A 14,162-nucleotide genomic window follows, 5' to 3' on the forward strand; every position below is an offset into this window, starting at 1 on the left:
AGGTGGCGCGCGAATGGCACAGATGTTGGATAAGGCTGGGATCAAGGTCGATGCGCAACTGGCGCAGTTTATCGAGGAACGCGCGCTGCCCGGAACCGGCATAGAGGCGGATGTTTTTTGGGAAGGGATGTCCGGGATCGTCAATACGCTTGGCCCCAAGAACCGTGCGCTTTTGGAAAAACGCGATGCGATCCAATCCAAGATTGACGCATGGCATATTGCCAACCGCGACAAGCCGCATGACCCCGATGCCTATATGTCCTTCCTCAAAGAGATCGACTATCTGGTGCCCGAAGGCGGGGATTTCAAAATCGACACCGCCAATGTGGATGCGGAAATCGCCAAGATTCCCGGCCCGCAGCTGGTGGTGCCAATTACCAATGCCCGTTTTGCGCTTAATGCCGCCAATGCGCGTTGGGGCAGCCTTTATGATGCATTTTACGGCACCGATGCGATGGGCGTAGAGCCGCCCAAGGGGGCCTATGACCGCGGCCATGGCGCGCGTGTTGTGGCCCGTGCGCGGATGTTTCTGGACATGGCTTTTCCGATTGCGGGAACCAGCCACTCCGATGTCAGCCGCTATCATGTGCACAAGGGCCAGTTGATGGTCGATGATCTGCCGCTGGTCGATCCTGCAAAATTCGCGGGCTACCTCGGCAACCCCAAGGCGCCGGATTCCGTGCTTTTGGTCAATAACGGGCTGCATGTGGAGCTGGTCTTTGACCGCGCCCATCCAATGGGCAGCCGCGACCGTGCGCTTTTGGCGGATGTGCGGATGGAATCTGCGATCTCGGCCATCATGGACTGTGAGGATTCCGTCGCCTGCGTCGATGCCGAAGATAAGGTTCTGGCCTATTCCAACTGGCTTGGCCTGATGAAGGGCGACCTTGAGGAAACGCTTGAAAAAGGTGGCAAAACCATCACCCGCCGCCTTGCCAGTGACCGCGATTTCACCGCCCCCGATGGCAGCACATTCACCGTCAAGGGGCGCGCCTTGATGCTGGTGCGCAATGTCGGCCATCTGATGACAAACCCCGCCGTTCTGGATGCCGAGGGAAATGAGGCCTATGAAGGCCTGCTGGACGCCTGCATCACCACTTTGCTCGCGATGCATGACCTGAAACGGGATGGCGGCAACTCATTGACCGGGTCGGTCTATGTGGTCAAACCCAAGATGCACGGCCCCGAAGAGGTCGGTTTTGCCGATGAGATTTTCACCGCTGTGGAAAAGATGCTCGGCCTGCCGCAGAACACCGTCAAACTGGGCATCATGGATGAGGAGCGCCGCACCACGGTCAACCTCAAGGAATGTATCCGCGCCGCCAAAAGCCGGGTCTGCTTTATCAACACCGGCTTCCTCGACCGTACCGGCGACGAGATCCACACCTCAATGGAGGCAGGCCCCTTCAGCCGCAAGGAGTTCATCAAGCGCAAGGGCTGGATCGGCGCTTATGAGAATATGAACGTCGATACAGGCCTTGCCTGCGGACTGTCGGGTCGCGCACAGATCGGCAAGGGCATGTGGGCCATGCCCGACAAGATGGCCGCGATGCTGGAACAAAAGGTGGAACATCCCAAAGCCGGGGCGAATTGTGCTTGGGTGCCCTCGCCCACGGCGGCGACATTGCATGCGCTCCATTATCACAAGATCGATGTTTTTGCGGTGCAGGAACGGCTTGCGGCGGACGGGGCCCGGGCGCATGTGAATGCGGTGCTGGATATTCCGCTGGCCAGCTATCGCAAATGGTCGGATGCACAGATCCGCCAAGAGGTCGAAAACAACGCCCAAGGGATTTTGGGCTATGTCGTGCGCTGGATTGATCAGGGGATCGGCTGCTCCAAGGTTCCGGATATCCATGATGTCGGCCTGATGGAGGACCGCGCGACCTGCCGGATCTCTAGCCAGGCGATTGCCAACTGGTTGCATCACGATGTTGTCAGCGAAGCACAGGTGATGGAAGCGATGCATAAAATGGCCGAGGTCGTGGACCGCCAGAATGCGGGGGATCCGGCCTATCGTCCGATGGCCCCCGGCTTTGACGGGATCGCCTTTCAAGCCGCTTGCGATCTGGTGTTCAAAGGGCGCGAACAGCCCTCGGGATATACCGAGCCTGTCCTCCATGCCCGCCGGCTGGAGCTAAAGGCCAAAGGCTAAGCCATCGAACAAAGCCGCACCCATCATCGGGCGCGGCTTTATCATTGGTATTTACCTGATGTTTACCTGTCCCACACTAGATAGTCGGGTCCAGATCCGGCTATTCTATATCCAACGCCAATGCATGAATACGGCCCATCAGATCCGCCCCGATTGCGGCATGTACCGCGCGGTGTCGTTGTAGCCGCCCCATTGTGGCAAAAGCAGGCGCGCGGATGATGACATTGAAATGTGTCTCACCGGTGCCATCGTCGCCGGAATGCCCCGCATGGCTGGCGCTGTCATTCACCACCTCAAGCGTATCGGGGGAAAATGCTTCATTTAGTTTGCGGTAAATCTCGTCTGCGACCGGCATAAGTCTGTCAACCCCCTTCAATCCTTTGACCAATAGTCTAAACTCTCGCGTTCGAGTCGGAAAGGCAACACCATGGCAGAACGTCCCCCCTTTGAATTTGATATGCGCGTTTCTTCGGACAAGAAGAAGCGCAAGACCGGACGGCGCGGCATGTCCGGCGCGTTCGAGACGTCGACAAGAACCTGCGATGCGGTCAACTGCAACGAGCCGGGGCTCTATCGTGCGCCCAAAAGCCCTGACCTGCTGGACGAATTTTTCTGGTTCTGCAAAGCCCATATTCGGGAGTATAACCTGAAGTGGAACTTCTTTCAGGGCAACACCGAAGAAGAATTCGAAGAGTTCCTCGATAAGGACCGTGTTTGGGGGCGCGAGACAAAGCCCTTTAACAAGCGCCCTGACGAGGGGCGGGTCTGGTCACGGCTCGGGGTTAATGATCCCATGTCTATCCTTGGCGAAAAAGCTACGCAAAATCCAGGCAAGATCAATCCTGCTGCCGCCTCTCGCAAGCTGCCCTCGACCGAGCGCAAAGCCTTGGAGATCCTGGATGCGCGCGATACTTGGACCAAACATGAAATTCGCAAGCAATACAAAGGCTTGGTAAAAGATCTTCATCCCGACATGAACGGCGGGGACCGTTCGGATGAGGAGCGGTTGCAAGAGGTGGTCTGGGCATGGGACCAGATCAAGGACAGCCGGTTTTTCCGCGAATAACACAACCGCTGGCCCTGCACAGTGTCTTTTTTCAGAGGGACAACGCGGAGTCGGCGTTTGGGGAAAAATGCGAGACCCCAGCCCAATCTTGCGACCTTGCTGACATCCTGTTCTATTGCGGGGCTGACGCGCCATGCAGCATTATGGCCCCGTCAATCGTATGTGTAAAATGTAGTGTAAAAAGAATGTGGAAGCGGCTGTGAAACGGGTTGACCTCTACGAAAAGAACACATATCAAACGCAGCACTATGGCGGGTGGGCAGGCAGGCTATGCACCGGATTGCAAATCCGAGTAGACCGGTTCGATTCCGGTACCCGCCTCCATTGTTTTCAATGACTTGCGCCATGCTCTGCCCTTTCATGGTTTCGTTTTGAAACACCTGTTGAAACATTTACGTTCTGTCCCTGTTCTGTTCTGCACGATTCCGCGCCTCTTGCGCCTCACGTGCGAATGACACTTGGCGAACGGTTCCACCGTACTTTTTCAGCATCTCGGTGCTGGAATGCCGGTCACTGCCTTGACCAGTTCATCGCTGTTCCCGGCCTGATAAAGTTCGATTGTCGCATTCTTGCGCAGGCCGTGGGTGACATAGGTCTTGGCATCTGGGTGCTGCATCTTGGCTTTAACCGTGCGCATTTCTTGGGCAATGGTCCGATAGATCGCAGGTGCGCCCTTTGCGTCGGTTACGATTGTCAGCCCGTTTTTGGTCACGGTCGCCAGGTAAGCCTTAAGTCGATTGGTCAGCAGGATAGTCAAACCCTTGTCGCCCTTCCCCTGCATCACTGTGATCTCATCATCCTTGATATGATCCCAGCGCATCCGCAGAACGTCACCGATGCGCTGCCCCGTCCCTACGCAAAGTTCATAGATCAGGCGCGCCCGTGGCGTTGCAATCGCCTCAAACTCGGCCCGCACATCATCCGGCCACGGTTCCCAGCCCTCGCCCTGTTGCTTAAACAACGGAATACCCTTTGCGGGATTGCTATGTTCTTTTTTTAAGAAGCCGATCAACCGCGCATGGTTCAGTAGTATGACCATGACCTGAACCAGATAGTTTGCCTGCCGCCAATGATCAGCGTTAGCCCGGTGCAGTTCGTATATATGTTGCGTCTCGATCTTTTGCGGATCGCGGTCGCCCCAAATTTTGCGAATATGCTCGATGTAGTGCCGGTAATCTGATTGGGTACGCGGTTTTAGCTTGGTGTAGCCATCGCTCTCAAAGTAGCTAAGGGCAAGCGTCTCGAATGTCCGCTTGTTTGGAATGGGATCGCGGCCTTTCAGCAGGCGGTTGTAATGGTCCCAAAATTCAGGGGTGCCCGGCTCTTCTTGCATCATCACAGATACGCCCCTCGCACGGCGGATAAAGCGGACATATCCCCGATCCTGATAGACGTACTTAGGCAGGCTCTTTTTTGTCATTTTCTGCCCATACGTAAATCAGAGCTAAGGAAGTCATCATGACTTTCGGGGCCATTCATCGCGGCATCAATTGTAACGCTACCATCAAGTTTGACCTCGAGCCGCGCTTGCAGCCAGCCAGCCGCCCGCGCCTCACGCATAAGCGCGGCGGCAAGGGTCTTCGCTTGGTTTTGCGGAGATACAGCCATTTCGTTGCCCTACTCGCTCAAGTGGACAATGGGGTGCGGCAAGCGAGACGCCAGCAGAGAAGCCATGGCACCGATGGAAAGCATGATTGCAGGTCCTTGCCATGCGGCCATATGGAAAGCATGATCTGCAAATGGGTGGTCTTCACCATAGAAAAATTCAGGATGGCCGTTAGCCCAGTACACGAATAATTCAGGGGCCTTTTCCCCACTAACCCCAAGATCCGATTCTAGTGACGTTACAAGATGATTTTTCGCGTGGGTGCCGTGAAGCCACCGAAGGCTTTTTTCGTCAATTTTAGCGCCCATAGACAGTGCAAGTGCCTCTTGGTGTTTATCTAACGCAAAGCTCTCACTGGTGGCCTCATGCGCAGCAATTGCGGATCTTTCCGAGTATAGTTCCGACTGCCAGAGGACTTTGAGCAAAATTCCTCTGGCAGCAGTATCTGCAAAAGTCACCGCAACTTTTGGCCCGATCCCGCGCTCCGATAGTGCGCCAATGACCAGCAGGCGACAAACCTCCAGCAAAGAGAAACGAGCATGGCCCTTATTCTTTGGCAAATAGCCCTGCTTCCGCAAGTTTCTTTGGTTATCTAGTGAAACGCCAGTCACTTCGGCAGCCTCGCTTGGTGTAAGTGGATCAATGGTGAGTTTCATGCTGCCCTTCCGCTCCGTATCGGTTCATATGACCCGAATTTTAGAACCGTGTCAATACTCCCGTTTTGTACGAGTGCAAAAAGGGCCTAACCATGCCCTCCCTATTCACTGATCGCGTTGTCTTGCAGTTTTTTTAGCAAGGCTGCGCGGGCGGACGGGTCTAGCGCGCGGATTGCCTTTAGCTCTTCTCGCTCTAGGCTTCGTGCTTTGCTCCACTCGCGTAACATGGCGCAAGGGCTTCCTCCGAACAGCCAGTCCATGTTGACATTGTGGTCTCCGATCCATTGCATAAACGGCTCGGTCAGTGTTGGCTCGCCGTCTTCATAGGTGATCTTTGGCGGGTCAATTTCAAACAGTGCGCAGGTATGAGCAAGGCGCTCTTTGAATGTGCCAAATTCATAATGGCGGTGCGTTTCTGGGACTGTAGGCAAGCCGGGGGCATTACCCAAAATAGGGATGATGTTTGTCATGGTGGTTTTCCTTTAATTCAATTTTGTTGCGTTTTGAGGCTCAAAATCAATGTCCTCAAGATCCACTTCCATGCGTGTGGCTAGGTCGTAAAACGAAGAGCAAACACCTTGCAGGGCGCGCTTTTTGCAGCCAGTCATAGGTTCGCCAAATTCAGGAAGCGTGCAAATTAGGGTGTGAAGCGCATCTACCAGATTGCTAAGCTGCAACACTGAGTAGAAGAGGTCCTCAATTCTCCCTTTGTCGACAAGGCATGTTTCTTCGGTCGCCTCTTGGGCGTTGCTTTTCGGCATGGTGTTTTCCCTTGGTTTAGGCTGGTTGGTGGCTGGTGCGTTCCATGCGGTCACGAATGGCCCGAATGATCTCGCTGTTTTGGCTAGATCCGTTTTTTTCTGCTTCCCCTTCGATCCACTCCTTTAGATCGGTAGGTAGGCGCAACTGCAAAGGTTTGCGGGTTGTCATGTCTGGCCCTTTCATGGCTCACAGCCATACATGGCTCACAGCCACCATTGCGTCAAGCTCTAAATGTGGCTTTATGCCAGCATGACAGACAGAAAGCCCCAAGATCAGGATAAATTTGTTCTTCGCCTCCCCGATGGAATGCGCGACAGGATCAAGGCTGCCGCAGATGCTAATAGCCGCAGTATGAATGCAGAAATTGTGGATAGACTGGATACAAGTTTCGGGGGAGATATTTTCAGCGGTGTTATGCTTGGCGAGATTAAAAATCCCAAAGCAAAAGCTCTCGCTCAAAAAATGATCGCCATGCAGATTAAGCAGATGATTGATCTGCTGGTTGAAAACGACAGCCAGCCTGAAACAGGCTTGGGCACATCATCCCCCTTGGATAAGGATAGGCCGGATCAGCGTCCTGCATGATCCGGCCTTAGTGTTCCATGTCGCGCCCTGCTGAAAACTTTGGACAGGGCCACACGGTGACGGGGTTTTCCTACTTGCCGTCTAAAGGGGGTGCTTTGCGGGGATGAATAAACCGCAGGCGCACCCTGCCAATTCTTAAACTGCGTTGTCGCCCTCTCCCCAATTCACCAGGGTAAGGGCTTGGTTCAGATCGCCTGGGGCAATGCCTGCCCCTTTGGCCTCAACCAGCGCCTTGACGATAGTTGACAGTGCACGGGCGCGGCCCCCTACGTCATAGGCTTGCACGGGGCGCATGGTGTCGATCGAGACTTCCACGCCCAGCTTGACGGTTGCTTCCTCGGCCAGTAGGGCGGCAATCGGCTGCAAGGTCCAGCCCGCAAGGTGGCGCTGCCCTTCCCTGATCACTGGCCCTGTTGATGCATGGTTGAACATGCCCGGCAACACCCCGAAGGCCATTTCGATTGCATGACGTGCCGCTGCCAAGGTTTCAACTGTCATGGATTTTGAAAGGTCAGGGGAAAGCTGATCCGGCGATTTGCCAATATTGGGGTTCATACCAGCCGCCGTTGACTGCGCTACACCCTCGATCAAAAGGCTTGCGCCTCGCCTCCCCTTAAATTGTTGCCGCATGGTGTCCATATCATCGACAGAGCCTTCTGGCAGCGGGATGATCGTAGAGCCAAGCGGTGCATCACGGTAAACATCTCGCAAGGCGGTTTCCACCTCGCCCAGCAATGACGCCGAAAGGGGCGCACGGCGCAGGGGGGCAGACCCGGCCCAAGGTGATACACTATCAGACCCGATACGCAGGTGCAGAACCTCGGCGGCAAGGGCGGTCACAGATCGCGCGCCGCCCGCGTCTGACAGGCTTAGGCGATAGGCTTTTGGGGTGCCGTCACGGGTTGATAAATCCCAATCGGCGCAAGGCAACAAGCCGCGTTCAGTGATCAGCATCACCGCTTCACCTCGCAAGGCCACAGCCCGCGCAATCAGGGCCATGGTGCGGCGATCCAGTATCGGCGCGCCTTGCACATCGGCAAGGGCGAAACCGCCTTCCCAGAGGCTAACGCAGCTTTGAACGGTCGCGGTCAGCTCTGCCACGCCTTGCCCGCCGCTGATAAATCCTTCCCGCGCGGCCATCATCAGCCCCGTATAGCCCGCGCCGCTGGAACGGGTTTCGATTGGTGCTTTGCGTTTGAATAATCCGAACATTAGGCTCTCCAACGGTTAAAGGCGGCATAAAAGCGCGCCCAGTCTTGGGGTGCGTCTTTTGGCGCTTGCCAATCCCGCGCCTCAATCTGTGCCTCTGAATATGCCGGCACAGTTACGGCGCTAATCTCGAACAGGTCGGCAGATCGAACGGTGCGCAAGATTGCCCCGCCGCGCGCCTCAATTCCCTCACCACCCGGGCGAACGCGAAAGCCCGGTGACAATCCGCGGATAAGCCCCGATTCATGCGCAGACAGGAGTCGCGCGCCCAAGTGGTGCCGCCTCTGATCACGGCTTCCACTTCTAGCGCCGTGTCGGTATCGCGCAGGGTCAAGGTGCCCGCCCGTGTCGATGCCAATGGCTTGTTATAGTCATGCCCGGAAAGGAAGTGGATTTCCTCGCCGCGCTCGATGCGGTCAGCGAAAGCACGGCTTTCGATGATCTCTTTGCGGGGTTGCGCACCATCCGAAAGCACGGTTTCCCGGCCATATGGAAAGGATGCCCGAAGGCGAGTTTCCCCGCCCTCGGTGCGCAATTCCAGCCCGCCTTGGTGCGAACCCCAAAGCATTAGGCCAGTTCCAGCCCGGTCAGGATTTCAAGCTGTGCAGGTCGCGCAACCGTCACATCCATTGTGGCAAGCGCCGTGATGCGCAGCCCGCCCGATTGTGCATCGCTGTAGGGGTCTCGGATCAAATCAACCGCACCCCATGCCCCGACAAAGATAGGCGCAACGCCGCCCGCTGCCGTGGTCAAAAGAGAAGTGCAAGCCAAGGGGCTGCCAGCCGGGGCGGCAAGGCCGTTTGTGGTCATGGCGATATTGACCGCCGGAATGTTCTTGACCATGCGGTCCCACTCCGAAACAGCCGTGCCGCTAATCAGGGTATCATCAAGGAAGCTCCACAATTCGGGCCGGATCATTGCCTTGATCGCATCGGGACCACCCGCCGCATTGCCAGCCATGAAGCGCACCACAGCCGCGCGGAACGCCGCCCAGCTTGCCGCGTCGTCGACAGCCGTGCTTGTGATGCCGTAGGTTGCCGCCCCGGTGATCACGCCCAAGGGCTGACCATCGGCCCCGGTGCCAAGGAAAACCGCCTTGTCCATCGCCGCGCCCATAGCGCCGGACATATCGCGCCGGATCGCTTGTTCAAGCGCCGCGCCCGATTGCTGCAATGCCTTGCGGGTGATGCGCATTTGAACACCCAAATTATGGTCAGGCGACATTGCCTTGTCTGTGGTGGCATAGGCGGTCGGCCCTGCAACGTTGCCCGTTTCGGATGCTGCCCATCCCGCAGAAACCGCGCTTGTCGTAACGGGCCATGCCACAGAACCTTGCGCGATGCTGATCATCTGCGCCCCCATGCGGGCCGCTACGCTATCAGGAAACAGGCGGTCGATGATCGGGCGCTGCTGCACGGGGTCGGGGGTGCCGCTTGCGACAGTCTCGCCCGCGCGTTGCTCCAATGCCTGCCACGGCACGGGGATGCCACGGAACCCGCCCGCGCTGCGCAGCTCCTGCACGATTTCGGCGGTCTTGCCGTCCAGTTGCCGCCCTTCGTCCAGGTTCAAAGCAATCTGGCGCAATTCAAAGCCCGCCATCATCTCGGCCCATTCCTTGCCCGAACGGGTTTCAAGCTCGGCCCCGGCGTCCCGGCGCTCGGTATCCTCGGCAATCAATGCCGCGCGATAGCGGGTTTCTCCGTTCCGGTATTCCAGATCGAGCGCGGCCATTTGGCGGGTTTCGTCCTCGGTGGGCTTTTCTTTCCCTACCAGCTCGGCAAGGTTTTGGCGAATTTCATACTGACGCCGGGTGATTTCAACAGACTTAAGCATACTCATTTCTCCATTGGTTTGGTGGTTTCTGCCGCCAAAGTGGCGACAGCATCTGCCCAAGCTTTACGCTCAGGGGATTTCTCTTTGTGTCCGCACTCGATGCGGGTCTTCTTCGTGTGACATGGACCGCAAAGCGGTTGCAGGTTACGCGGGTCGAAGGATAATTCGGGGTGAGTGCGCACGGGCTTGATGTGGTCGATCTCAGCCTGCGACGTTCTCCACAGCAGCGGCATTTCCAGCCATCCCGCTCAAGGATTTGTTGCCGTAGCACCTGCCAACGGCGGGTCGATGTGACCTTTTTTGAGTGACGGGCGTGTTCTTTGCGGATCACAGCCATAGCGCCCTCTCTTTCCGAATGGGCGCGGCTTTCATCCGCGCACCTTGCGCCACGGCAAGGACAGCGGCCGCCGCCGCGTCAATACGGCCAAGGCTGCGCGCCTTTGCCAGCTTATGGTTGCCAGCCGGATCGATCAGCGTGATCGCGTCAGCGAAGGCAAAGCGCAGCAACAGCGAGGGCACGGACTGCACTTCGCCGTCGAACAGCGCACGGCGGAACCGCTCAACATCCTCGGAACCATCTTTCCATCCGAAGCCGCGCCAGATAAACGGGACACGGCCCAGACCTGCCGACATCATGGCTTCGGAAAACTCTGCATGTCGAAAGCGGTCACCGACCACGCAAGCCACCTCGGCGCCGTCAAGGTGGCGCACGATCTGCGCAAGCCAAGGCCCAGGCGGAACAGTGTTCTCACCCATAACCGATAATTCGCCCCGCTCGTGCATTTGTGTATATCGGTCTGATACACCGTCAGCCGCGCCACGATCTGCAAGCGAAGGCATCGCGGGGAAAGTACCGAGAGCCTCAAGCCGTCCAGTCTCGGGCCAATAGAAAGCCGCTGCCGACATGGAACGACTGCCGCCGAGGTCTACGCCAAGGATGCAAGCGCCTTCGCGTGGCGGCAAATCATCGGGCGAAACTTCTGCGTTCATCCATTCGTCGGCAGTTACCAACACAGAACGATCTTCGGAAGAAACGCGCTCATTTCTGTTTAAATTACGAAAACTGGACAGAGCCGAACCACCACGAGCGAGGGCGCGGCGGGCTTGCGACACCAGCCAGTCAGGGGCCGCGCCAATGCCTTCTTTCGCGCCGGGGTTTGCTTCGAGCAGCGATTCCAAATCATCTGCTGGCAAGCCATAGCGCGGGCGATGTTCCTGGACGTATGTGCCGGGGGGCGGCTCATCGAGCCAGCGGGAAAAGGTGTTGGCATCATCAGGGGCAGAGGTTGATATGATCAGGGCGCGACCATCTCGCTTGCCCAAGCCTGACAGGATCGCGTTCTCGAGATTGTCGCCTTTTTCGCGTTCCCATGCTGCCCGCTCATCCAATATTGCCAGCGTAGGCGCGCCGCCAAGGATGGATTTGCCATCGGCTGCGATCACTCTAACCAACCCGCCGCCATTGCCTTCGAACTCGATTTCAAGCTTAGAACCGCGCCGGATGATAAACTTGGCCTGATCCTCTTCCGGCAGTCCCTGGATGAAACCGAGCACAAAACTAAATGCTGTCTTGGCCTGATCGCGGTTGCGGGCTGCGATGATCACTTCGCGCTTAGGCTGGGGCTTAACTTCAAGCGCACCGACCAACTCACCCAGTGCAAGGCCAGCCGACAGGGCAGTCTTGGCATTCCCGCGACCAATCGACAGGACGCCGACCATAACACCCTTGGAAAGTGCGCCTTTCACGAATTTACGTTGAAAATCAGCTAGTTTTAGCGTTTTTCCTGCTTTTTTGCCCTCTGGAACATTCAAAAGCCCTAAAAACTGAATTGCGCGGATCGCTTGCGATTTTCCCCGGATTTTTTCGAGAAGAGAGAAAGGAACAGTCCCATCATCGGTCCTACCCCGCAAAGACTTGGGGGCATTGGGACCATTTCCGAAGAGATCATGCGCCACGGCAGCATCCTCCATTTTCATAGCATGACCCGCCGTTGAACGGGGAACGCCGCTACGTTCGATGTGCTACGGTCAGGGCTATAAGAGTTCGTGCGCACCACGTGCGCCCCCGCTGTTCCGTTTCCTGCGCCCCCCCCCGCGCATCTGGTGCGCCCCTTCGCGTTACGAAACAGGTCATATTGGTTGCTGGTTTGGATGTTGTGTTGGGTGCGTGTGGAGACTGTTATGAGGCCGTTAGCCTCAAGCGCCTGCACGGCCACCTGCACGGCACGGCGCGACAGCCCTGTCTCGGCCCGTAGCGTCTCGTTGGATGGCGTACAGACGCCGCCCCTGTCGTTGTAGTGGTAGGCCAGCGTCAGCAGCACAACCCGCTGCACGGTGGTCAGCCGGGCGTGTTGTGATGCTTCCATTGCCCATTTGATTGCGCTCCAGCTCATCGCACGTCCTCGATCAGTTTAAATTCATCATCGTCTTCGGTGTTGCCCCCGTGCATGAACAGGTCCGAGACCATGCTGTTCATCAGTGACAGTTGCTTGGCAGAGGGCTGCCAGTCGGCGCGTCCTCTTGCCTTTTGAATGGATAGGGCAAAGTTTCGGGCGAACCCCTTGGGCGCTGCGCCGATCACAGCGCGCCAATGGAACAGCAGCTCGTCAACCGTCCTCGTGGTCATAGCGATACCCGACGATAGCGGGCCGCAATGCGCGCCGCATGAGGTGATAATCCACTAGATTTACCATCGCCCGCGCCGCGCAGGTCATAGAAGGCAGAAGCCTGGTCCATGATCGCCAAAGCTAAATCTGCCGGAATATTTGAAGCCTTATCTCCGAAGCCCGCTTTGTACTCGATCACCACATCACCGCGCGGCGCAGGCCCATCAATCCAAAGTTTTGGGCGGTGCCCAGTAGTTACTGTGAAGCCTTCAAATTCGTCACCCCGTGCTGTTACGGTGACGGTCGCGGGGTCGAGCAGGGGCGCTATTGGCAAGGCCATCCATGCCACATCGGGCCACTCGGCCATGCTGATGTATATGGTTTGATGCAGCAGCGCTATTGAGGCGTAGGCCTCAATCTCCAAAGCCGCCGCAGTTGCGTGGAGGGTAGCCTCATTGACCGCATCAGTGTCATTCCCTAACCGGCAGTGCAGCAGCACCGTAGCCAGATCGAAGGGGGCGGGCAGCCCGCTAAGGGGCGAACGATCAACAATCATGCCGATTTCCTCCCCTGCACATAGTGCAGGAACCCGGTGCGGTCCTTTGGTGACATGGCGTTGAACGATGCTAAGCAGTAAGCCTTGTGTTCGGCGGGGGTGGCATAACCAGCCCACCAGCTTGCTTCATCCATCACGTTGTAGAGCGTGTTGCTTGGCTGGCCGAAGGCAAGCTTCTCTAGCTCTTCATCCATGATGATTGCGGCAAGCGCGGGGTCGCAAGCATCAATTGCCGCCTGCAAGTTTTTCACGCCTGCCAAGCGGTCAAAGCAGGATGCGCTCAATATAGATTTGAGGCTTTTCCAGTTTTCAGCGGGAATTTCGGTTTGCACCGTCCCTGTAACCCATTGATCTGAAACGGTGGGTTTTAAGGACGGTTTGCTAAATTCTTCTTTATTTTCATAGCAGTGGGATAGGCTACGAATCTGAGGGTCGGGCGTTCGAATCGCTCCGGGTGCACCATTCTACATTTGTGTCAAATGCCAAGCAAAAGCGACTTTTGTGACAGATAACTGACCCATTTGGCAGAATTTCCTGAATTCATCGCAGCGTTGCTCAGTTGAGCGGGTGATCGTAAGGTCAAGTAAATCTTGCCCTTGTCTGATCTCGGAAGCCTCGCTTGGGCAAAAGCTTATCTGCCACTCCCGGAACGAATTTCCCGCAGTCGCCGCTGACGGTGGCACATGCCGCGTGCGAGCCTGCTGCTTCCTTGCTGTCACGACTTGCGGCCAGGAATGGCGCCATTTCGATGCAGAGGTTCTGCGGCGACATTGCCTTTCCGATCGACCCGCTCTTTCGTGGTGAGAAGGTGGCCATAGAGCAATTGGCGCAGCTTGCAGGGTGTGACGTGGGCGCATTGGTGCGGGTAGCCAGGGTCGGCCTCGCATGACGGAGGAACTGCGCGATCCCGGTCTTGTTGTCGGGCACCCGTTGTCAGGCAACGGTTTGCTTGCAAACGGTAAGAGGGGCCGGTTGATGCGTGAGAACGCGATCAAGGTATTCGAGCCCGTAAACATAACGTCACGACTGACAGCAATTACGCCTTCAATGTCGCCCCCGATTTTCTGGATCAGGACTTCTTTGCTGATGGCCCGAACCACAATGGGCCGGGGAGATTTCCTACATCTG

The 14,162-nt window shown here is 56.8% G+C and carries 19 protein-coding genes, 1 tRNA gene and 2 pseudogenes; 6 read left to right on the plus strand and 16 right to left on the minus strand.

The annotated features are described in order from the left end of the window. Nucleotides 1-13: 13 nt before the first annotated feature. Complete coding sequence (locus AKU94_RS01070; protein ID WP_050525514.1) at nt 14-2,155, plus strand: malate synthase G; 2,142 nt, start codon at nt 14-16, stop codon at nt 2,153-2,155. Between the two features lie 100 nt (nt 2,156-2,255). On the opposite strand, the gene AKU94_RS01075 is transcribed toward AKU94_RS01070, so the two are convergent. Further along, nucleotides 2,256-2,510: a BolA family protein gene (locus tag AKU94_RS01075; protein WP_050525515.1), complete on the minus strand. Its 255-nt coding sequence runs from the start codon at nt 2,508-2,510 to the stop codon at nt 2,256-2,258. Between the two features lie 72 nt (nt 2,511-2,582). On the opposite strand from AKU94_RS01075, the gene AKU94_RS01080 reads away from it, so the two are divergent. Together AKU94_RS01080 and AKU94_RS01085 are read left to right on the plus strand one after the other, a co-directional pair. Next, a complete protein-coding gene (locus AKU94_RS01080) occupies nt 2,583-3,221 on the plus strand; it encodes a DnaJ domain-containing protein (protein ID WP_050525516.1) in 639 nt (212 codons plus the stop codon). A gap of 250 nt (nt 3,222-3,471) precedes the next feature. Beyond that, a tRNA-Cys gene (locus AKU94_RS01085) sits at nt 3,472-3,545 on the plus strand. Nucleotides 3,546-3,705: 160 nt separating this feature from the next. On the opposite strand, the gene AKU94_RS01090 is transcribed toward AKU94_RS01085, so the two are convergent. The 6 genes from AKU94_RS01090 to AKU94_RS01115 all read right to left on the minus strand — a co-directional run bounded on the left by AKU94_RS01090 (nt 3,706) and on the right by AKU94_RS01115 (nt 6,413). Beyond that, nucleotides 3,706-4,641, minus strand: a complete 936-nt coding sequence (locus AKU94_RS01090; protein ID WP_232295638.1) for a site-specific integrase — start codon at nt 4,639-4,641, stop codon at nt 3,706-3,708. Then, entirely contained in the window at nt 4,638-4,829 is a 192-nt protein-coding gene (locus AKU94_RS01095; protein ID WP_050525517.1) for a hypothetical protein, read from the minus strand. The genes AKU94_RS01090 and AKU94_RS01095 overlap by 4 nt, the downstream gene beginning before the upstream one ends. Before the next feature lie 9 nt (nt 4,830-4,838). Then, nucleotides 4,839-5,483, minus strand: a complete 645-nt coding sequence (locus tag AKU94_RS01100; protein WP_050525518.1) for a MerR family transcriptional regulator — start codon at nt 5,481-5,483, stop codon at nt 4,839-4,841. 101 nt (nt 5,484-5,584) lie between these two features. Next, nucleotides 5,585-5,953, minus strand: coding sequence for a hypothetical protein (locus AKU94_RS01105; RefSeq protein WP_050525519.1), 369 nt, complete (start codon nt 5,951-5,953; stop codon nt 5,585-5,587). Between the two features lie 12 nt (nt 5,954-5,965). Continuing rightward, nucleotides 5,966-6,244: a hypothetical protein gene (locus AKU94_RS01110; protein ID WP_050525520.1), complete on the minus strand. Its 279-nt coding sequence runs from the start codon at nt 6,242-6,244 to the stop codon at nt 5,966-5,968. 16 nt (nt 6,245-6,260) lie between these two features. After that, on the minus strand, nt 6,261-6,413 hold the full coding sequence (locus AKU94_RS01115) for an Arc family DNA-binding protein (RefSeq protein WP_050525521.1): 153 nt from the start codon (nt 6,411-6,413) through the stop codon (nt 6,261-6,263). Nucleotides 6,414-6,494: 81 nt separating this feature from the next. On the opposite strand from AKU94_RS01115, the gene AKU94_RS01120 reads away from it, so the two are divergent. Continuing rightward, nucleotides 6,495-6,830 carry an Arc family DNA-binding protein gene (locus AKU94_RS01120; protein WP_083444871.1) on the plus strand — a complete coding sequence of 112 codons (336 nt, stop codon included), beginning with the start codon at nt 6,495-6,497 and terminating at the stop codon, nt 6,828-6,830. Between the two features lie 135 nt (nt 6,831-6,965). On the opposite strand, the gene AKU94_RS01125 is transcribed toward AKU94_RS01120, so the two are convergent. From AKU94_RS01125 to AKU94_RS01165, 9 genes and pseudogenes are all read right to left on the minus strand, one after another. Beyond that, nucleotides 6,966-8,042: a phage portal family protein gene (locus AKU94_RS01125; protein ID WP_050525523.1), complete on the minus strand. Its 1,077-nt coding sequence runs from the start codon at nt 8,040-8,042 to the stop codon at nt 6,966-6,968. After that, a pseudogene (locus AKU94_RS20770) lies at nt 8,042-8,607 on the minus strand (HK97 family phage prohead protease). Before AKU94_RS20770 ends, AKU94_RS01125 begins: the two are co-directional and overlap by 1 nt. Further along, nucleotides 8,607-9,872 carry a phage major capsid protein gene (locus tag AKU94_RS01135; protein WP_050525524.1) on the minus strand — a complete coding sequence of 422 codons (1,266 nt, stop codon included), beginning with the start codon at nt 9,870-9,872 and terminating at the stop codon, nt 8,607-8,609. The pseudogene AKU94_RS20770 and the gene AKU94_RS01135 overlap by 1 nt, the downstream one beginning before the upstream one ends. Nucleotides 9,873-9,874: 2 nt before the next feature. Beyond that, entirely contained in the window at nt 9,875-10,105 is a 231-nt protein-coding gene (locus tag AKU94_RS01140; protein WP_232295640.1) for an HNH endonuclease signature motif containing protein, read from the minus strand. Between the two features lie 94 nt (nt 10,106-10,199). Further along, nucleotides 10,200-11,618 (minus strand): terminase large subunit domain-containing protein, encoded by a 1,419-nt coding sequence (locus AKU94_RS01145; protein WP_232295641.1) that lies wholly within the window; start codon nt 11,616-11,618, stop codon nt 10,200-10,202. A 227-nt stretch (nt 11,619-11,845) separates the two neighbouring features. Further along, on the minus strand, nt 11,846-12,265 hold the full coding sequence (locus AKU94_RS01150; RefSeq protein ID WP_050525525.1) for a helix-turn-helix domain-containing protein: 420 nt from the start codon (nt 12,263-12,265) through the stop codon (nt 11,846-11,848). Next, entirely contained in the window at nt 12,262-12,498 is a 237-nt protein-coding gene (locus tag AKU94_RS01155) for a hypothetical protein (protein ID WP_050525526.1), read from the minus strand. The genes AKU94_RS01150 and AKU94_RS01155 overlap by 4 nt, the downstream gene beginning before the upstream one ends. Further along, complete coding sequence (locus AKU94_RS01160) at nt 12,495-13,034, minus strand: head-tail connector protein (RefSeq protein WP_050525527.1); 540 nt, start codon at nt 13,032-13,034, stop codon at nt 12,495-12,497. The genes AKU94_RS01155 and AKU94_RS01160 overlap by 4 nt, the downstream gene beginning before the upstream one ends. Further along, nucleotides 13,031-13,366 carry a hypothetical protein gene (locus AKU94_RS01165; protein WP_050525528.1) on the minus strand — a complete coding sequence of 112 codons (336 nt, stop codon included), beginning with the start codon at nt 13,364-13,366 and terminating at the stop codon, nt 13,031-13,033. Before AKU94_RS01165 ends, AKU94_RS01160 begins: the two co-directional genes overlap by 4 nt. Before the next feature lie 416 nt (nt 13,367-13,782). On the opposite strand from AKU94_RS01165, the gene AKU94_RS19450 reads away from it, so the two are divergent. Further along, on the plus strand, nt 13,783-13,923 hold the full coding sequence (locus AKU94_RS19450) for a hypothetical protein (protein WP_157056348.1): 141 nt from the start codon (nt 13,783-13,785) through the stop codon (nt 13,921-13,923). Continuing rightward, a pseudogene (locus AKU94_RS20115) lies at nt 13,881-14,162 on the plus strand (hypothetical protein); the annotation flags it as partial. The gene AKU94_RS19450 and the pseudogene AKU94_RS20115, both read left to right, overlap by 43 nt.

This window comes from Pseudorhodobacter aquimaris (assembly GCF_001202025.1).
GTDB lineage: Bacteria > Pseudomonadota > Alphaproteobacteria > Rhodobacterales > Rhodobacteraceae > Pseudorhodobacter > Pseudorhodobacter aquimaris.